This is a genomic window from Fundidesulfovibrio magnetotacticus, assembly GCF_013019105.1.
Taxonomy (GTDB): Bacteria; Desulfobacterota; Desulfovibrionia; order Desulfovibrionales; family Desulfovibrionaceae; genus Fundidesulfovibrio; species Fundidesulfovibrio magnetotacticus.
This window is the reverse complement of sequence record NZ_BLTE01000009.1, coordinates 90,791-109,389: the sequence shown is the minus strand read 5'-3', so window position 1 is coordinate 109,389 and position 18,599 is coordinate 90,791. Positions and strand designations below refer to the sequence as shown.

Annotated in this window: 9 protein-coding genes; 6 read left to right on the top strand and 3 right to left on the bottom strand. The window is 70.7% G+C overall.

Going from position 1 to position 18,599, the window contains the following annotated elements:
* Positions 1 to 200: 200 nt before the first annotated feature.
* Both NNJEOMEG_RS10800 and NNJEOMEG_RS10795 read right to left on the bottom strand, forming a co-directional pair.
* Positions 201 to 3,155: a PD-(D/E)XK nuclease family protein gene (locus tag NNJEOMEG_RS10800; protein WP_173084277.1), complete on the bottom strand. Its 2,955-nt coding sequence runs from the start codon at positions 3,153 to 3,155 to the stop codon at positions 201 to 203.
* Positions 3,152 to 6,337: a UvrD-helicase domain-containing protein gene (locus tag NNJEOMEG_RS10795; RefSeq protein ID WP_173084275.1), complete on the bottom strand. Its 3,186-nt coding sequence runs from the start codon at positions 6,335 to 6,337 to the stop codon at positions 3,152 to 3,154. The genes NNJEOMEG_RS10800 and NNJEOMEG_RS10795 overlap by 4 nt, the downstream gene beginning before the upstream one ends.
* 119 nt (positions 6,338 to 6,456) lie before the next feature.
* Here NNJEOMEG_RS10795 and NNJEOMEG_RS10790 point away from each other — a divergent pair, with 119 nt between their 5' ends.
* The gene (locus tag NNJEOMEG_RS10790; RefSeq protein ID WP_173084273.1) at positions 6,457 to 6,771 is read left to right on the top strand and encodes a hypothetical protein; all 315 of its coding nucleotides are present in this window, start codon (positions 6,457 to 6,459) and stop codon (positions 6,769 to 6,771) included.
* A gap of 9 nt (positions 6,772 to 6,780) precedes the next feature.
* On the opposite strand, the gene NNJEOMEG_RS10785 is transcribed toward NNJEOMEG_RS10790, so the two are convergent.
* Complete coding sequence (locus tag NNJEOMEG_RS10785; RefSeq protein ID WP_173084271.1) at positions 6,781 to 9,231, bottom strand: AsmA family protein; 2,451 nt, start codon at positions 9,229 to 9,231, stop codon at positions 6,781 to 6,783.
* Positions 9,232 to 9,277: 46 nt separating this feature from the next.
* On the opposite strand from NNJEOMEG_RS10785, the gene NNJEOMEG_RS10780 reads away from it, so the two are divergent.
* The 5 genes from NNJEOMEG_RS10780 (at position 9,278) to NNJEOMEG_RS10760 (ending at position 18,592) form a co-directional block, all read left to right on the top strand.
* Positions 9,278 to 10,147, top strand: coding sequence for an RluA family pseudouridine synthase (locus NNJEOMEG_RS10780; protein ID WP_173084269.1), 870 nt, complete (start codon positions 9,278 to 9,280; stop codon positions 10,145 to 10,147).
* 107 nt (positions 10,148 to 10,254) lie between these two features.
* Positions 10,255 to 11,007, top strand: a complete 753-nt coding sequence (locus tag NNJEOMEG_RS10775) for an ABC transporter permease (RefSeq protein WP_235956931.1) — start codon at positions 10,255 to 10,257, stop codon at positions 11,005 to 11,007.
* A 3-nt stretch (positions 11,008 to 11,010) separates the two neighbouring features.
* Positions 11,011 to 11,748: an ABC transporter ATP-binding protein gene (locus NNJEOMEG_RS10770; RefSeq protein ID WP_173084267.1), complete on the top strand. Its 738-nt coding sequence runs from the start codon at positions 11,011 to 11,013 to the stop codon at positions 11,746 to 11,748.
* Positions 11,749 to 16,572 (top strand): FtsX-like permease family protein, encoded by a 4,824-nt coding sequence (locus NNJEOMEG_RS10765; RefSeq protein ID WP_173084265.1) that lies wholly within the window; start codon positions 11,749 to 11,751, stop codon positions 16,570 to 16,572.
* A 40-nt stretch (positions 16,573 to 16,612) separates the two neighbouring features.
* Positions 16,613 to 18,592 (top strand): DUF6785 family protein, encoded by a 1,980-nt coding sequence (locus NNJEOMEG_RS10760; protein ID WP_173084263.1) that lies wholly within the window; start codon positions 16,613 to 16,615, stop codon positions 18,590 to 18,592.
* The last annotated feature ends 7 nt before the right edge of the window (positions 18,593 to 18,599 follow it).

Genomic DNA, 18,599 nt, shown 5'->3' with positions numbered 1-18,599 from the left:
CGCCGTTTCGGGGGTTGCTGTCGAGCTGTGGCCCGGATTCCGGGCTTTCGGGAAGCGGGAGCAGCCGAAACCCCGGGGCGGGGTTTCGAGGTCCACAAAGACGGCTCTCCCTGCGTCGGGGGCCTTGGACGTCGCCAAGACCTTCTGTCCGCGCCTTGCCGCATGCGCGCGGTGGGGGCGATCTCCCCGCGCCGGGGCCGTCAGTCCGCGCCGCTCGCCGTGCAGGCCTGGCTCCAGGCGCACCAGGCGCAGGCGTGCGAGGGCTGGGGCGTGAAGACCGGGGTTTCCAGGATCATGCGCAGCACGAAGCCCGCCAGTGCCGGAGTCTGCTCCTGGATGCGCAGGGAGCGCGCATCGGCGTCCTCCTTGTCCCCGAAGAGGGGGACCTCCAGGCCGTCCTGCCCCAGGCAGACGAAGGCCGCGTCGCGGGCCTCGGCGCCGGTGGCCTTCCAGAGGGCGTGCAGGTAGAGCGGCAGCTGGATGGAACCGAGCTTCCGGGACAGCTCCGGGAGCATCTCCAGGCCCGCCGCCACGTCCCCGGCGTCCACGGCGTCCCACACCTCCGCATCGTCCCAGAAGCCGCGCGCGGGCTTTTTCGGCCCACCGGTCTTGTAGTCCAGGATCACCAAACCGTGCTCGCGCCGGTCCAGGCGGTCGATGACGCCGCTCAGGCGGCAGGGCGCGCCGGAGAGATCCAACTGGGCGTCGATGCGCTTCTCCAGCTCCAGGGGCGTGCAGGCCGGGGAGTTTTCCGCGAAGGCCGCCAGGCGTCGCGCCCCGGTGCGCTCCAGGAGCAGGCGCGCGTGGGCGGGCATCTGCCGGAAAAAGGGGGCCTGCGCGAGCTTTTCCGCGAAGAGGGCCTGGAGCCGCGCGGCGTCGGGCTCGCCGGGGGCCAGGGGCCGGTTGAGCAGGGGGCGGAAGAAGTCCTGGAGCACCTCGTGCACCAGCTGGCCCAGTGCCGGGGGATCGCCCTCTTCGGCCACCTCGTCCAGGGGCTCCAGAGGCGTGAGGTACTTGAAGAAGAAAGCCAGGGGGCAGCGCAGGAAGCTGTCCAGCAGGGTGGGGGAGACGCCCCGGTAGCGCAGGTGGGTGGTCAGCTTCTGGCGGCAGGCCCGGGTGTTCTCCACGTCGGGCTCGGGGGGGCGCACGCCGCGAAGGGGCATGGTGATGAGCCTGCGGGGCTCCGTGCCCGGGGGGATGATGCGCCCGGCGCGCTTCTCCTCCTCCCAGAGCAGCTGCTCCACATAGCGGCTGGGCTGGCTTTTGCCGTCCAGGATGCCCGGCTGCACGCCCGAGGGATAGAAGATGCCCACCTCGCGCGCGCCCTGGATGAGGCGGTAAAAGGTGTGGGCCTGGGCCATGTCGCGCTCGCGCTGGGCGGGCAGGCCCAGGGCCTCGCGCAGGGGGTCCGGGAGCAGGGGGTCGGGCTTTGGCGCGCCGGGCAGCGCCTCCTCGGAGGCCCCCAGGATGAACACCCGCTCGAAGGTGAGCAGGCGCGTCTCCAGCATGCCCAGCACTTGGAGCCCGGAGAGGGGGTCGGCCTGGAAGGCCACGCGCTGGCGCTCCAGCAGCTCGCGGGCCATGGCGCGCACGGCCTCGGGCGGGAAGCTCTCCTGGGAGATGGTGCTGCCGTGCAGCTCCGGGATCACCTGGTCCATGAGACGCGCCAGGCAGGCGGCGTCGATGACGAAGCGCTCCCAGCGGTCGCCCGCGTGGAGCGGGTCCAGGAGCAGGGAGGCCAGCCCGGAGAGGGCCTGGGCCATGGCCCGTGGGGTCTGCACGTCCTCGAAGGCCGTGAAGCAGATTTCCACCACGCGCCCGAGCAGGGCCAGCGCCCCGGGGTCCGCGCCCTGGGGCGACCACGCCATGGGGTCGAGGTATTTTTCGCCCTGGCGGATGGCGGCCTCCCAGTCGTGGAAGAGCACGCGCAACGGCGTGGCCTCGCCCACGCGCAGGAGCTTGAGCAGGGGATGGCGCAAGAGCGCGATCACCTCGCGCCAATGGTAGCCCCCGGGCATGCGGCCGTCCTGGAGGCGCAGGATGGTTTCCACAAGCTGGGCCAGGGGGGAACGGCCCAGGGGATAGCCCATGGAGACGTTCACCCCGCGCTCGGGCAGGTGGTGCAGCACGGGCATGAGCATGCTCGTGTCGGGCAGCACCACCGCGTAGCCCCGGGCGTCGCTGGCGGCGTCGAGTTCTTTGCGCAGGGCCATGAGCTGGGAGTGCAGGTCGAAGCCCTGGTGGAAGACGACGCTGGCCCTGCGCGGGGGCTCGGGTTCTCCGCCCGCAGCGAAGAGGCTGAACTGGTCGTTGCGGGTGCGCCACGAGGGCAGGGGCGAGCGCGAGCCGTCCTCGGCCACCACGGCCCGGGCCTTCCAGGCCTTGAGCCAGCGGACATGGGCCTCGCACGACCAGTGGGGCGTCCCGCCCGGGCGGGCCACCTCGGGGTCGGTGTGCCAGATGATCTCCGCCTGATCCGCGCGCCACAGGGGGCGCAGCAGGGCCTCCTCGGAGCCCGAGAGGGCGTGGAAACCGCAGGCCAGCACCAGGGAGCCTTCCAGGGCGCCCAGGGCCTCCTTGGGCTTGGCGGAGGCCAGGGAGCGCAGGAGCCCCGGGGTGGAGCCGCCCATGTCCAGGAGCTCCCGGCGGTAGGCGCGCTGGATGGTCCCCAGGTTCTCCAGAAGGGCCGCAGCCGTGGGCACGGCCATGTCCTGCACGTGGTCCATGTCGTCGGCGTCCACGCCGTGCTGGAAGAGGTCTTCCAGCAGGCGGGCCAGGCGCAGGCCCCAGGGAAGGAAATCCTTCATGGCCTCGGGGAAGGGGCGCTCGGAGCCGCGCGGCCCGATGCCCAGGCGCGTGACCACGCCGTGGAGCACGCCCGCGCGGTCCAGCTCCGAGAGGGGGCGCAGGGGCTCGGGGTGCAGGCCGGAGGCCAGCGAGGCGAAGAGTTCGTCGATGGAGAGCGTGCGCGGCAGGAGGCAGGGCTTGGGCAGGCGCTCGTCCGAGGCGAGGCGCTCCATGAGGTAGCGCTTGGGCCTGCGGTGGGGGAAGAGCAGCAGCACGTTCTCGAAACGGCCCTGGAAGCGCTCGCGCAGGTGCGCGGCCAGGCCGGCCATGAAATCGCGGTCCCAGGGGACGACGGTGACGGGCTTCACGATGCGCCTCCGGGGAGGACCTCGCGCAGCACGCGCAGGTCCACGTAGGCCAGGATGCCCAGGGCCGGGCGGCCCTCGCCCTGGGGCAGGGCCTGGGCAAGGTCGAGGTAGCGGCGCAGCTGCTCGTGATGGGCGGGGTCTTCCCGGCCGGTCTTGTAGTCCACCACCAGGGTGCGGGCGGGGGTGAAGGCCAGCAGGTCCGGGCGGTGCACCCTGCCGTCGGCGTCCAGGAGCTCCGCCTCGCGCAGGCCCAGGTGCAGGCAGGGCGCGAAGACCTCCTGGGCCAGGAGCCATTCGAGCCCCTCGGCCAGGTCCCGTGCGGCCTCGGGGTCGTCCAGGCCGGAGAGGGCCAGGGCGCGCTCCACCGCGCCGCGCGCGGGCTCGCCGGGCCGGTGAAGCTCCAGGGCCTTGTGGAGCGCGACGCCCCGGGCGCGCTCCGTCAGGCGCAGGCGGTCGGCGGGGTCGCCCAGCTCGCCCCGGCTGATCTTGAGCCCGGGCAGCCAGTCCAGGGGCGTCCCGGCGGCCAGGGGCTCGGGCGGGGCGGGGTGGTCCTGGGCGTGGGGAGCGGGAGCGGGGGAGGGCACCAGCAGGGCCTGGCTGGGGGGCGTGACGCCCAGCACCACGTCCTCGCCTCCGGGGTGTCCGGCGGCCTGGAGGAGCAGGCGCGCCGCCTTGGCCAGGGGATGGCGGTTCTCCAGCTTCCCGGCGGCTGGCAGGAAGACGTGCAGCTCCTCCACGGGGCGCGTCCAGGCCACGTAGAGCAGGTTCATCTGCTCCAGGAGGTCCTTGGCGGTCTGGAGGCGGCAGGCCTCGCCCAGCTCCTTGCGCAGGGGCACGGTGACGGGCGTGCCGTTCAGGTCGATGCGCGCCATGCGGCCCGTGCGCGCCGGGGGGAAGAGGTGGAAGGGGGCCACGGCCACGGGGAACTCCAGCCCCTTGGCCTTGTGGATGGTGAGCACGCGCACGGCCCGGGCGTCCTCGGGCTGTGGGATCTTCTCCTCGCCGCCGTGCTCGCGCCAGAATTCCAGGAAGGACGAGAGCGAGCCCAGCCCCTGGGTTTCGGCGTTGTGCACCAGCTCCAGGAAGCGGCGCAGGAACACCTCGTCCTCGGGGTAGGCCTCGAACACCTTACAGGCCTCGAAGAGTTCCCAGACCAGATCGTAAGGGCCGGCCGGTCCCGCTCCCTTGAGGAAGGGCTCCACCAGCCGTTTCCAGGCGTCGGGGAAGTCGGTCCGGAAGCGGCGGTAGAGCGGCCCCATGGCCTGGGCCGCCAGCCAGTCGGCCAGGGCGCGCGGGTCCTGGCCCTGGGAGCGGCAGAAGAGTTCCCGGCAGGAGAGGAAGCCCCAGAGGGCCATGTTGTCCGGGGGGTAGTCCAGGAAGGCCAGGAAGGAGACCGCCCCGCGCACCACGGGATGCTCGGCTAGGCGCAGGCTGTTTTCCGTGACCACGGGCACGTCCAGGTCCACAAGCCACTGGGCGGCCTTGGCGGCCTCGCCGTTGGTGCGGGTGAGCACGGCCACGTCGGAGGGGTCGCGCCGGGCGAGCAGGTCGCGGACCACCAGGTCCTGGAAGGCCTCGCGCACGGCCTCCTCGTGCTCACCGGACGTTTCGCCGGGCAGGAAGCGCACGCGCACGAGCCCGCGCGCGCCCTCTCGGCCGGGCGGGGTGTCCTGGGCGCAGTCGGCGAAGGCCTGGGCCAGTTGGAGGCGCAGGGCCTCGCGTTCGGGCTCGGTGGCCTCGGGCAGCAGCGTCAGGGCCGTCAGGCGTCCGGGCTCCTCGGCGGCCAGCGCCGAGAAGACGCGGTTGTTGAAGGAAACGATCTCCGGGGCGCTGCGCCAGTTGCGCCCGAGGGTTTCGCGCCGGGGCTCGGGGACCATGGCCGTCAGGGCCGGATCGCGGGCGGCGGCCTCGAAGAGTCCGGCCTCGCCGCCGCGCCAGCCGTAGATGGCCTGCTTCACGTCTCCCACGTAGAAGAGGCTGCCTCCCTTGGAGAGGCATTCGCCCGCCAGCTGGGCCAGCACGCTCCACTGGCCCCGGCTGGTGTCCTGGAATTCGTCGATGAGCATGTGGTGCAGGCGCGAGCCCAGGCGGCACCAGGCTTCGGGCACGCCTCCGGCCTCGGCCAGCAGGGCGGCCACGCCCGCGGGCAGCTGGGAGAGCAGGGCCACGCCCTTGTCGCCCCGGTAGGCCTCGAAGGCCTCCAGGAGTAGGTTGCCGAAGTCCAGGAAGGGCTTCCAGGCCAGGGCCAGGGCCAGCAGCGCGCCGCGCTCCCGCGCCGCCCGGCAGCGGTGTTTGAGTTCGGCGAAGCGCTGCTCCATCTCCGGTGTGACCAGGCGCTTGGAGGCGGCCAGGAGACAATCCTCGATGGAGTCCTTGAGGGAGTAGGCCGATTCGGGCATCGCCCCCAGGCTCGGCAGGTTCTCCAGGGAGTCGAGATACTTTGCGAAGTTGGATGCGGGCTTGGCCCCGGCGGCCTCCAGGGCCAGACGCAGGTCCCGGGCCTTGCGGATCACGTCGTCGCGGAGGGCGTCGGCCTCGCCGCGCGCTGCGCGGGCGTCCCAGGCCGGGGCGGGGCCGTGCTCCACCAGATGGGCGAAGACCCCGCGCAGACGCTCGCGTACCGCCCCGGTGAGCCAGAAGCCCGAGGAGGAGCCGGATTCCGCGAGGGAGTCGGCCATGGCCTCCATGAGGGTTCTGGCCTGGGGGGACAGCTCGGCCGAACCGGCGGTGAGGGCGTCGAAGAGGTCGTCGAAGACGGCGTCCTGGTCGAGGCTGGTCTCGAAGTCCGGGGGCAGGCCCAGTTCCAGGGCGAAGAGTCTGGCCAGACGGCCCAGGAGGCTGTCGATGGTGCGGATGTCCAGGGTCTGGTAGTGGCGCAGGAGGCGTTCCAGCAGGGCCAGGGCCTTGCGGCGGTCCTCGGGGCGCTGGAATTCCGGGTCGGGCTGGCCCAGAGCCAGGGCCTTGAGCGCGCCCAGCACGCGCTGGCGCATCTCGGCGGCGGCCCTGTTGGTGAAGGTGATGGCCTGGATGGCCTCGGGGCCGTAGGCCTGGTCCGGCTGCGCGCCGCAGGCGGGACCCGGCGTGCCGCTGGCCATGAGCAGGGCGAGGAAGCGGCGGGTGAGGCGGTAGGTTTTGCCGGACCCGGCCGAGGCGTGGAGTTGTTCGATCATGGCGTCGGGCATGGTGTAAACCCTTCGCGCGCCTTGGGCAATCACCTGGATGCGTGGAGGGCGCTGGAAGTGCTCGAAAGGTGGGCACGGGATTTGCTTGACGCTATCCGAGACCGGCAAGGAGGCCGACCATGCACGCCCTGCACCATGCCCCGGACCTCACCAAGCCCGAACAGGCCCGGCGGGTCGCCCGCAGCCTGGGCCTGGGAGAGGCCGCCCTGAACGAGGTGGACTTCGACGACCTCTTCGTGAGCGAGGACGTTCTCAAGACCCTGCACGGACTCGCCATGGACATCCTGCGCGAGTCCCGCGACGCGCCCATCATCAGCGCCTACTGGGTGGACGACTCCCGCGAGCTGCTCCTGTGCGCCGACGCCGGGTCGGACCTCCACCTGGTGCGCGTGCCCGGCAAGCACTGGTCCGTGCGGCCCGCAGAATCCCACTAGCGGGGCGTCTCATTTCTTCCTGGGGCCTCCCAGGATGTTGCCGAGAACATCCAGCGCGCCCTTGCCCACGTCGCCCGGGGTCTTGATCACGGCTCCGGGAGCTCCTGTCACGGCGTCCAGCGCGCCCTTGGCCGCGAGACCGGCCAGGGCCGCCGCGTCCACCGACACCCCCGGCGACTCCAGGCTCCCCTTGAGCTGCACCGGGATGGCCGCCAGTTTGGCGAAGCGCACCAGGAGCCGGTAGTCCAGGGTGCGGGCGGCCAGATTCACCGATCCCTGCCCCTCCACGCGATGCGGCGGAACCACGGCCACGAGGTCGTTGCCCGTGGCCACGCCGTTGGCCACCGTGAAGCTTCCCGTGACCGATTCGTAGCGCGTGCCGCCCTGGCCCGAGCCCTGGGCCGCCACCTTCTCCGGCGTGGAGAAGGCCGCCGGGGTGAGGTCCACGCCGGGGATCATCCCGTCGCGCAGGGAAAAGGAGAACCGCCCGCCCAGGCTGGAGAGCAGGCGGGCTTCGTCGTCGCCTCGGGCGGTAAGCGCCGCGTTGAGCCCCGCGCGTCCGGTGATGCGCGCCTTGCCGGTCAGGTCCTTGAGCAGGGGCTCCAGCTGGACGCCTTCGGCAGAGGCCTTCAGCGAGAGGGGCCGCGATGCCCCGGGCTCCAGACCCGTGGAGGCGCTGGCCCGGAGCGTCCCCTGGTAGAGGCTCAGGCGCAGGGGGTCCAGCTCCAGAGACTTCTCTCGCACCTCCAGGCGCGCGTGCACGTCGCGCATTCTGAGCTTGGCGGCCTTGAGCGAGGCCACGTCCACCACGCCCGACACGTCCGCCGGAGACCCGGACGGCTCTGCCCCGGCCTGGGGCGTCTTTCTTGCTTCTTTGGCCGGAGCGGTCCCGGGCTTCTCCCCGCCCCCGGGAGCATTTGACCCGGGAGCATCGGCGCGCCCGGCGGGCAGCAGGGCGTCCAGGTCCAGGGACGCGGCCTTGAGGGCGAAGGACACCTTGGGCCTCGGGGCGGAACGGTCCACGTCGGCCGTGAGCGAGAGGGGCTGGCGGTCCAGCTGGAACTCACGCGTGGAAATCTTGGTCCGCTGGCCACGGTGCTCGAAATCCACGGCTCCGGCCAGGGAGGCCAGGGCGTCCGGCCCGGCGGGGCGTGCGGCCACGCCCAGGCGGCGCATCACGGCGCGCGGCTCGCACGGGGCCAGGACGAGCGCGCCCTTCACCTCGGGGGCATCCCCCGCGAGCGCGGCCCGGGCCGAGCCGGAAAGGTCCAGGCCCAGGGCCGAGAGCTTCAGCGAGGAGATGTCCACGCTCTCCAGAGCCCTGTCCGCCGTCAGTTCCAGGGAAAAGCCCGCCGGACCGGCCTCGGGCAGGGCCACCCCGAAGCGGGCCAGGAACGCGCCCAGGTCGAAGGTTTCGGAGGCCAGTCGGGCCGTGAAACGCCCGGCCCCGGCCTTGCCGCCGGAGAGACCCTCGGCGCGGGCCTCGCCCGCGAGCTTGAGCCCCGCGGCGTCCAGCTTCAGGCCCGTCACCTGGGCCGTGCCCTTGGCCAGGTCGGCCCCGGCGTCCAGCCCCAGGGCCACCACGGCGGGGTCGGCGGGCAGCAGCCCGCCGGAGGCCTTGGCGGCCAGGAGAAGCCCCTCGGCCGCGTAGGTCTGGGAGGTGAAATCGGCCCGCAGCGTGCCCGAGGCCGTGGTCTCGGCCGCGCGCACCGGCAGGTTCTCGCCGGACAGGGTGGCCTTGAAGGCCGCATCGGCGAAGACGAAGCGCAGGGCCTCCGGCCAGGCCTGGCCCTTGCCGGATAGCTCCAGGCGTCCCGAGGCCTTGGGCGATGCGAGCGCGTAGTCCAGCGAGAAGGAGACCGGGAAGCTCGCGCCCCGGGCGATGCCCCGGGCCGTGAGCGTCACATTGTCCAGGCGCAGGGCCGCGCCCGAGGCCTGGTCCTCCCAGGAGAGGGCGCACTGCTGCAGGTCCAGGGCCTCCAGGCGGTAGTCCAGGAGGATGCGCTCGTCCGATTGGGTGACCACCACCACCTTCTCGCCCTCCACCGCGACGGACTTCACCTTGGGAGTGGGCAGGTTGAGGCGTCCCTGGGCGTCGCGGCGCAGGGTGAGGGCCAGCCCGCGCACGCTCACGGTCTCCACCTCCACGCGGCCCGAGAGCAGGGGCAGAACCCGCAGCGACGCCCTGGCCGACCCCAGGGAGGCCAGGGGGGGCGCGCCGGGCGGGTCCAGAGGGGAGCGCAGGCTGACGCGCTCCAGGGAAACCGAGAGCGTGGGCAGAAAGGAGCTGGACAGGGGGCCGTCGAAGGATATCTCCAGGCCGGTGGCGTCCTTCAGGGCCGCGCCCAGGCGCTCCTTGAAAAGATTGAGGTCCAGGGTGGCGGCCAGGACGGCCAGTCCTGCCAGGGCCAGAGCCAGGATTCCACCCAGGATGATGGCGGCGCGCGCTACGGGTTTCATGGTCATGCTCCTTGGAAAGGCTCACGATGTCCTATAGACCCTCCCCATGGACAAGACAAATCAAAAGGTGATCGTGGTGGATGCCGGGCTCGCGGGGCTGCGGCTGGACCGTTTCCTCAGCCAGGCCTGCCCCATGCCGCTGCGCGCGGCGCGGCGGCTGGTGGAGCGCGGCGCGGTGACGGTGGACGGACAGGCCTGGGGTTCCACTCGCAAACTACGCGCCGGGCAGGAGGTGCGCCTTCCCGCCATGGAAGAGCAGGCTCCACCGGAAATCCCCTCGGGGGGGGGCGGCCCTGCTCTCCTGGCCGAGGACGGACGCTACGCCGCCTTCCGCAAACCTGCCGGGCTGCACACGGTGTCCCTCGCGGGCGGCGGCGGCGAGAGCCTGGAGGCCATGCTGCCGCGCCTGAGCCCGGAGTGGGCCGTGAAGCTGGTCAACCGCTTGGACCGCGACACCTCGGGCATCGTGCTGGGGGCCTACACGCCGCAATACGAGGAGCGCTTCAGGGAACTGGAGAACCAGGGGCTGGTGCTCAAACGCTACCTGGCGGTGGTCCAGGGCGCGCTGGAGGGGCCGGCGGCCGTGCGGCGCGACCTGGACACGGCCAAGCGCTCCAAAACCCGCATCCTGGCCCAGGACACCCCCGACGCCCTGCGCTGGACCACGGTGAAGCCCCTGGCGCGCCTGGGAGCGGACACCCTGGTGGAGGCGCGCATCGCCAAGGGGGCTAGGCACCAGATCCGGGCGCACCTTTCGGCCCTGGGGCATCCGCTGCGCGGGGACGCCCTGTACGGCGGCGGAGGGGAGGGGCCGTTCCTGCTCCACCACTGGAGCGTGGCCCTGGACGGCTTCGAGGCGAGCTGCCTGCCGGACTGGGAGGGAGTTGAAGTTCCGCTTGAACTTTTGCGGCCGTAGCGCTTTCCGGCCGCCGCGAGAGCGAGTCGCGGCGGCGCTTCCCATTTCCGGGGAAGTGGGATAGACAGCCCATGGTGGCATTCCAAGCCAGGACGCGCGTTATCAGCATGGATCAGCACCCCCCCGAAACACCCCCTTCCGGCCAAGGTCCGGCCCTCGTCCTGCCTCCCGTCACGCCGGGCGGGGAGGCGGGCGCTGTGTCCCGCCAGGTGGTGCTGCCCCTGGGCAAGTCCCTGGAGATCAGCGTCAAAAGTCTTCAGGTGCGTTTTTTCCGCTCCCTGATCACCGTGACCAGCCTCGTGCTGGCCGTGGCCTTCCTGGCCTTCACCCTCTTCGGGCACGACGTGGCCATGGGCCTGCTGGCCTCGGGCGACCCGCAGCTGCAATCCGACCTGGTCAAGGCCGGGTACGACCTGGCCCCCGGGCGCTTTCCCGGCACCTACGTGGTGGCCTCCAGCGCCAAGGACCGCTGGCTGGTGATGCTCTCGCTCCTGGTGTGCGCGGTGGGCATCGTCAACGCCCAGCTCATGGCCGTCACCGAGCGTTTCCGCGAGATCGGCACCATGAAGTGCCTGGGCGCGCTGGACAGCTTCGTGCTGCGCCTCTTCCTGCTGGAGGCCGGGATGCAGGGCGTGGCCGGGTCCGTGGTCGGGGCGCTGCTGGGCGGCTTGGCGGGCTTGACCGTGGGCGTGCTGCGCTTCGGGCTGGCCGCCGCGCGTCACGCCCCCCTGGGCGACATGGCCTGCTCCCTGGGCTGGGCCGTGCTGGCCGGGTTCCTCCTGAGCCTGGCGGGAGTCTCCTATCCGGCCCTGGTGGCCTCCCGCATGCCCCCCGTGGCGGCCATGCGGGCCGAGGAATAAGTCATGCCGCAGACGCACAACATCGTCAGGGTCGCGGGGGTCACCAAGTCCTTCGAGCTGGGCAAGCTCACGGTGCAGGCCCTCAAGGGCGTGGACCTCTCCATCCGCTCCGGGGAATACCTCTCCATCATGGGGCCTTCGGGTTCGGGCAAGTCCACGCTTTTCAACATGATCGGCGGTCTGGACAAGCCCACCACCGGCAAGGTGTTCATCGACGAGGTGGACATCGCCCAGCTGGACGCCTTCGAGCTGGCCTGGCTGAGAAACCGCAAGATCGGCTACATCTTCCAGACCTTCAACCTCATCCAGGTGATGACGGCCCTGGAAAACGTCACGCTGCCCATGACCTTCGCGGGCGTCCCGGACGATGAGGCCGCCGAGAAGGGCCTGGAGCTCCTGGGGCTGGTGGGGCTGCGCGAACGCCACGCCCACAGGCCCATGGAACTCTCCGGCGGCCAGCAGCAGCGTGTGGCCATCGCCCGCTCCCTGGCCAACAACCCCGCCATCGTCCTGGCCGACGAGCCCACCGGCAACCTCGACCTCACCACCGGCGAGGAGATCATCACCCTGCTCAAGAACCTCTCCAGCCAGCGGGGCGTCACCGTCATCAGCGCCACGCACGACTACAAGATGCTCAACGTCTCCGACCGCGTGGTCTGGATCCGCGACGGGCGCATCGACAAGATCGAGGAGCGCGACCAGCTCAAGATCGTGGTCGGCGGCATCGGCAAGGAACACTAGATGAGGCGTCTGGCGACCCTGGCCCTCCTGCTGGCCCTCTTCGCCGCCTGGACGGCCCCCGCGCGCGCGGCCAAAAAGCAACAGCAGGACGCCCCGCCCCCGGAACTTCTCGAGGCCTTCGGACGCGACCCCGCCGCCGCCCTGGCCTCCCTGGGCGACCGCTCCCTGGGCTCCGACGGGGCCGCCCGCGCCGCCGCCCTGGTCCACGCCTGGTTCGCCTCCCTGAACGCCGGAACCCCCGGCTTCCAGGATTTTCCCGCCGTGGCCAAAGTGCACGGACCCTGCTCCATCCTGGTGGACGGCCAGGTGCTGCCCCTGCACCAGACCGACCTCAACGTGCTCACACCGGCCGCCGCCTCGGGCCTGGAAGGCCTCCTGGTGGACGCGGGGCAGGGCGAACTCTCCGATTTCAACGGCAAGGACGTGGCCGGGGCCATCGTGCTCATGGACCTGGACTCGGGCAAGAACTGGATGAACGCCGCCCTGTTGGGCGCGAAGGCCGTGGTCTACCTGGACCGGCGCAAGGAGGCCGACCCGGCTTTCAAGGGCTTCTACGAGGACAAGCTGGAGCTGACCCCCGTGGTCTTCCCCCGCTTCTGGGCCGCCGGGGAGCACGCCGGAAAACTGGCCGCCTCCGCCGGGAAGCGCGCCGCCCTGGAGTCGCGCGCGGCCTGGAACCCTGTGCTGGCCCGCAACGTCTATCTTTTCCTTCCCGGCTCGGACCAGACGCTGGCCCGCCAGATCGTGGCCGTTGAGGCGTTCTACGACAGCCAGGCCTACGTGGCCGGGCGCTCCCCAGGCGCGGACGAGGCCTCCTCCCTGGCGGCCCTCATGGACGCTGCCAGGGCCTGGACCAGGAATCCCCCCAAACGTTCCGTGCTCCTGGTGGCCACGGCGGGGCGATCCCAGTCGCTCCTGGGCTGGCGCGAGTTCCTGGCCGCCTTCCGCGTGAAGGGCAAGGAGCTGCGCACCCTGCGCCGCGACCTGGGCGACAAGGCCAAGACCGCTTCGGACCTGCTGGCTGCCCTGGACGCCCCGGAGGTCCGCCTGGACGACCCCCAGCTGGCAAAAGGCCTGGACACGGCCCTCAAGGACGAGGTGGACCGCGTGACCACCCGGCTCATGCGCCTGCGCCTGGACGAGGCCGCCAAGGACCAGCCCCAGCTGGCCCAGCTCACCGCCCGGCGGGAGGCCCTGCGCGCCCTGAGCTGGCGCGGCGGCTTCGCGGGCCTGGACGAGGCCGAGGCCCGGGCCGTGCGCGAACTGCTGCCCGTCGTGCGCGCCGCCGCCCAGCTCGACGAGGCCGACGCCCGCCGCCGCCTGGCCGCCGTGGAATCGGCCCGGGAACTGCGCCAGCTCACGGGCGACGCCGAAATCATGGCCGCCGCCTCCCTGCACCTTTCCAGCCACGGCGACGGCGTGGGGGCCTTCAACGACGGCTGGCTCTACGCCCTCAAGCCCGAGATCAACCGCGTCCAGGCCTACTCGGGGCTCTCGGGCTTTTTGACCGACGCCGCCAAGGGGCTTGGCTATCCCCAGGACGCCATGCGGTTCGTCAACGGCCTGCGCGCCGACCGCTCCCGCCCCTGGCGCAGCTACTTCGTGGACAACCCCCAGCTGGGCGGCGAGGTCTCCGCGCTCTCGGGGCTTCTGGGCTTCTCACTGGCCACCGTGAACGACGGCCGCCCCCTCTGGGGCACGCCGGACGACCTGCCCGTCCACGTGGACAAGGCCAATCTGGCCCGTCAGTCCGCCCTGGCCACCGGGCTGCTCCAGGCCCTGGCCGAAAAGCCCTTCGACGTCCCGGAATCCCTGCCGCGCAACGGCTTCGCCACGCTCACCGGGCGGGCCAAGTTCATCCGCCAGGGCGAACTCTTCCCGGACCGGGCCGCGCCCGGCACCGTGGCCCTGGTCTTCCAGGGCGAGAGCCGCTTCCTGGCCATGGCCGACTCGGCCGGGGCCTTCACCGTGGCGGGCCTGGCCGACAGCAAGCACGTGCTGGACAAGGCCATCATCGAGGCCTACCGCTTCGACCCCGCCACGGGGCAGGCCGTGTGGGCCGTGGACAAGAAGCAGACCGGCAAGGAGGCCTACCGCCCGCGCCTGCGCAGGCTCGTCTCCGAGACCGACCTGGTGATGTTCGGCTGCCGCCAGAGCACGGTGTTCTCCACCTTCGACCCGCGCTCCTTCCGCTACTTCACCAAGGTGGAACTCCTCGACGGACGGCGCGAGGCCGAGCCCCAGCGCTACTGGTTCTCGCGCCTGGACACCCTGGACTCCACGCTCTTCACGGTGTTCCTTGAGCCGGGCACGGCCTACAAGCTCCTGCTCTCGGACACGGTGCTCACGCGCAAGATGCTCCTGCTCAACGCCACCCCGGAGGACCCGCCCGGCAAAGGCTACCCCGTGGACGCCTGGCCCACGCTCCCCTGGACCGAGCTGCGCGCCGCCTCCGACATGTGGGACCTCGTCGGCCCGCGCGTGCGCAACCTCGAAGCACACGGAATCTTCAACGAGCGCATCCGCGCCATGACCGACGAGGGCAGGGCGCAGCTGGCCAAGGCCGAAGAACTGCGCCAGGGCGGGCGCTACGACGAGGCCCTCTCCCAGGCGCGGGCCTCCTGGGCCTTCGCGGCCAAGGTCTACGCCGACGTGGAGAAGACCCAGAAGGACGTGCTCATGGGCGTGCTCTTCTACATCGCCCTCTTCGTGCCCTTCGCCTACTGCATGGAGCGCCTCATCTTCGCCTTCGCAGACATCCACAAGCGCATTCTGGGCTTCCTGGGCATCCTCACGGCCGTCATCGGCGTGATCTACAACGTGCACCCGGCCTTCAAGCTCACCTACAGCCCCCTGGTGGTGATCCTGGCCTTCTTCATCATCGCCCTGGCCGGGGTGGTGGCCTTCATCATCATCATGCGCTTCGAGCAGGAAATGGAGGAGATGCAGCGCCGGGCCAAGCACGTGAAGGCCTCGGAGATCGGCAAGCTCAAGGCCTTCGCCGCCTCCTTCGCCATCGGCGTCACCAACCTGCGCCGCCGCAAGATCCGCACGAGCCTCACCTGCGCCACCCTGGTGATCCTCACCTTCACCATCATGAGCTTCACCAGCGTGCGCAGCGCCCGCGTGGACCACGCCGTGCGCTTCTCGCCCCAGAGCACCTATCAGGGCGTGATGCTCAAAGACCTGGGCTGGAAATCCATCCCCGTGGAGGCCGAGAACGTCCTCTCCGACCAGGCCGGGCAGGGCCTCTCCGCGCCGCGCGCAGTCATCGAACCGCGCGACCGCGTGAGCGCCTTCGTCACCCAGGTGCGCGGCCCCAAAGGCTACGAGACCGTGCAGGGCGTCACCGGGCTCTCCTGGGCGGAGGCCCGCGTGAGCCGCATGGACCGCATCCTCACCGCCGGGCGCTGGCTGGAGGAGGGCGAGCGCCGCGCCGTGCTCCTGCCCTCGGCCCTGGCCGAGCGCATCGGCGCGGTTCCCGGCGGCCACGTGGACCTCTGGGGCGAACGCTTCACCGTGGCGGGCATCTTCTCAGGCAAGGAACTCGACGCCCTCCCGGACCTGGACGGCGAACCCCTCACCCCCGTGACCTTCCCCAGCGAGACCGCCGTGGAGGTCTCGGAGTCAGAGAAGGAGGCCGTGGAGTCGGGCGAGGACGTGGTGAGCTTCCAGGGGCGCTACCAGCACGTGCCCGGAGAGCAGACCATCATCCTGCCCTACGAGACCGTCATGAGCCTGGGCGGGCAGCTCAAGAGCCTGGCCGTCTCCGGCACGGCAGCAAGGGACCTGGCCGGCAAACTGGCCGACCGCTTCGGCCTGACCATCTTCGCCGGACTCCCCGAGGGCACTTTCGTCTTCCACTCCACCGACGCCATCAACTACGCCGGAGCCCCCAACATCGTGGTGCCCCTGGCCATCGCCATGCTCATCGTGCTCAACACCATGATCGGCTCGGTCTACGAGCGCAAACGCGAGATCGGCGTCTACACCGCCGTGGGCCTGGCCCCCACCCACGTCTCGTTCCTCTTCATCGCCGAGGCCCTGGCCTTCGCCGTGCTCTCGGCAGTGATGGGCTACATCCTGGCCCAGACCGCCGCCGCGCTCCTCTCGGGCACCGCCTTGTGGTCTGGCATGACCGCAAACTACTCCTCGCTGGCGGGCGTGGCCGCCATGGTGCTGGTGATCATCGTGGTGCTGCTCTCGGTGATCTACCCCGCGCGCGTGGCCGCCAACATCGCCATCCCCGACGTGAACCGCTCCTGGACCCTGCCCGAACCCAAGGGCAACACCATCACCGCCACGCTGCCCTTCCTCATGCACATCCGCGAGCAGGACTGCGCGGGCGGCTTCCTTCTGGAGTATTACAAGGCGCACCAGGACGTGTCCCACGGGCTGTTCTCCACGGCCGAGGTCCGCCAGGACTTCGTCTGCCCCTGGAAGGACCCCGGGGCCGGTCCGCACCCCGGCGAACTGCACGGCGAGTTCTGCTCTCTGGATTCCTGCCTGCGCATCATGGCCCGGGTGTGGCTCGCTCCCTTCGATTTCGGCATCAACCAGCACGTGACCATCACCTTCTCGCCCGCCATGTGGCACCCGGGCTACCTGGAAATCCAGGTGGAACTCACCCGGGAGGCCGGCGAGGCGGGCATGTGGAAACGTCTCAACAAGGGCTTCCTGGACGACCTGCGCAAGCAGATGCTCGTCTGGCGCTCCCTGGACGAAGAGCGGCGCGAGGCCTACGAGCAGAGCGTGGACGTGAGCACCAAGAACCCCGAGGCCCACGCCGCCCAGACTCTGAACCAGGCCCAGGCCCGGGCCTGAACCCGGAAGAACGGTCACCGCGGGAAGAAACGGCAAGCGCATGAAACAAAGCGTCATCAGGCCCCGGGCGGTCGTGCTGGGCGTGCTCTCGGGCGCCTTGCTCTGCCTGGCCACGCCCTACAACAACATGTACCTGGCGGCCACGCCCCTGGGCGGCGGCCACTTCCCCCTGGCCCCCTTCATCCTGCTGGTGTGCCTGACCATCCTCACGGCCCTGGTCGCCCGCATCTTCAAAACAGCCCCCCTCTTCAACGGCGCGGAGCTCCTGGGCTCGTGGATGCTCGCCGTGCTCATGTCGGGCATCGCCTACACGGGGCTCATGCGTACGCTGCTCATCAACCTCACGGCCGTGGACCACTTCGCATCGGCGGGCAACCGCTGGAACGAGACCCTGGCCCCCCTGCTGCCCCAGGCCTGGACCCTCACCGACCACAACGCCGTGGAGCTGCTCTACAACGGCCTGCCCGACGGCCGACGCCTGGGCTGGCTGGAACTGCTCCAGCGCATCCCCTGGAGCGCCTGGGCCGGGCCCATGGCGGCCTGGGGCGTGTTCATCGGGCTCACGTGCGTGGTGATGGTGTGCATCGTCAACCTCTTCAGCCGCCAGTGGATCGTCAACGAGCGCATGAACTTCCCCCTGCTGCGCCTGCCCTATCTGATGGAGGAGTCCTTCCAGGAGGGCAGGGTGGGGGCCTTCTTCACCAACGGCTTTCTGCTCACGGGGCTGATGATCCCGGTGGTGCTGCATACGGTCAACGGGCTTTCCACCTACATGCCCTCGGTGCCCCAGATTCCCACGGTGCTCCTGGCCGGGCCATATTTTCCGCGCACGGGCCTGTTCATGGGTTTCAGCAAGCTCAAGATCTACCTCATCCCGGCCTTCGTGGGCTTCGCCTTCCTCACCTCGCGCCAGATTTCGCTCAGCTTCTGGGTGTTCTTTGTGCTGGGGGGGCTGCTCACCGGGGCGCTCGCCCTGGTGGGGCTGCACACGCCGCCCTCGGCCCTGGGCGTCACCTTCGGCCCCACCCTGACCCTGGTGGAGGAAACCCAGATGATCGGGGCCTATGGCGTGTTCTTCCTCTTCGTGGTCTGGCTCGCGCGCGACCACCTGCTGGAGGTTGTCCGCACGGCCTTCGGCAAGGGGGAGTCGCGCCCGCGCGAATCCGAATGGTTCTCCACGCGCCTTGCTTTCTGGGGCCTGGTGGCCGGCGGGGCGGGGCTCATGGCCTGGTGCGCGGCCTTCGGGATGCCCCTTGGGGCCACGGTGCTGCTGCTGGGCATCTTCTTCGTGGTGATGGTGGTGGCCAGCCGGGTGATCTGCCAGGGCGGCATCGCCTATTTCACGCTTACGGCCGCGCCCTCCGACGGGCTGCTGGCCTTCTTCGGTTCGGGCTTCTTCAGCCAGGCCGGGTTGCTCATGGGCGTGATGCTCCAGAAGATCCAGTTCCTGGACCTGCGCGAATCGCTCATGCCCTCCCTGGTGCACGCGGCCAAGGTGGGCGAGCCGGTGGCGCGCAAACGGCTCTATTTCGCGGGAATCTGCCTGGCCATCGGGCTGGGCGTGGTCGTGTCCTTCACGGCCATGCTGGCCTTGTGCCACAAGGTGGGCGTGCGCGACCTCCAGGCCGAATGGGAGATATCCTCTGTGCTGCGCGTCTACGAGGACGCCCAGCGTCTGCTGGAGGCACCCTCGGGGTTCAACCCCTGGGTGATTTCCTACGCGGGAGCCGGGGCCGTGGTGATGCTGGGGCTCATCCTCTGCTTTCAGCGCTTCTACTGGTGGCCCCTGCACCCGGTGGGCTACCTGACCATGTACAGCTCTTCCATGCGCATCCTCTGGTTCAGCTTCTTCGTGGGCTGGCTGTGCAACCACGCCGCGCTGCGCTACGGCGGGGTGGAGTTCTTCGCCAAGGCCCGGATGCTCTTCATCGGGCTCATCCTCGGGGACTTCCTGATGGGCGGCGTGTTCGCCGTGGCCGGGCTCTTCCTGGGCCAGAGCTATCAGGTGCTCCCCTCGTGAACGGCTC

What these genes read in the sequence shown, in the direction of transcription:
- NNJEOMEG_RS10795 (WP_173084275.1), bottom strand. Translation starts at nt 6,337, where the DNA reads ATGCCCGACGCCATGATCGAACAACTCCACGCCTCGGCCGGGTCCGGC.
- NNJEOMEG_RS10790 (WP_173084273.1), top strand. Translation starts at nt 6,457, where the DNA reads ATGCACGCCCTGCACCATGCCCCGGACCTCACCAAGCCCGAACAGGCC.
- NNJEOMEG_RS10785 (WP_173084271.1), bottom strand. Translation starts at nt 9,231, where the DNA reads ATGAAACCCGTAGCGCGCGCCGCCATCATCCTGGGTGGAATCCTGGCT.
- NNJEOMEG_RS10780 (WP_173084269.1), top strand. Translation starts at nt 9,278, where the DNA reads ATGGACAAGACAAATCAAAAGGTGATCGTGGTGGATGCCGGGCTCGCG.
- NNJEOMEG_RS10775 (WP_235956931.1), top strand. Translation starts at nt 10,255, where the DNA reads ATGGATCAGCACCCCCCCGAAACACCCCCTTCCGGCCAAGGTCCGGCC.
- NNJEOMEG_RS10770 (WP_173084267.1), top strand. Translation starts at nt 11,011, where the DNA reads ATGCCGCAGACGCACAACATCGTCAGGGTCGCGGGGGTCACCAAGTCC.
- NNJEOMEG_RS10765 (WP_173084265.1), top strand. Translation starts at nt 11,749, where the DNA reads ATGAGGCGTCTGGCGACCCTGGCCCTCCTGCTGGCCCTCTTCGCCGCC.
- NNJEOMEG_RS10760 (WP_173084263.1), top strand. Translation starts at nt 16,613, where the DNA reads ATGAAACAAAGCGTCATCAGGCCCCGGGCGGTCGTGCTGGGCGTGCTC.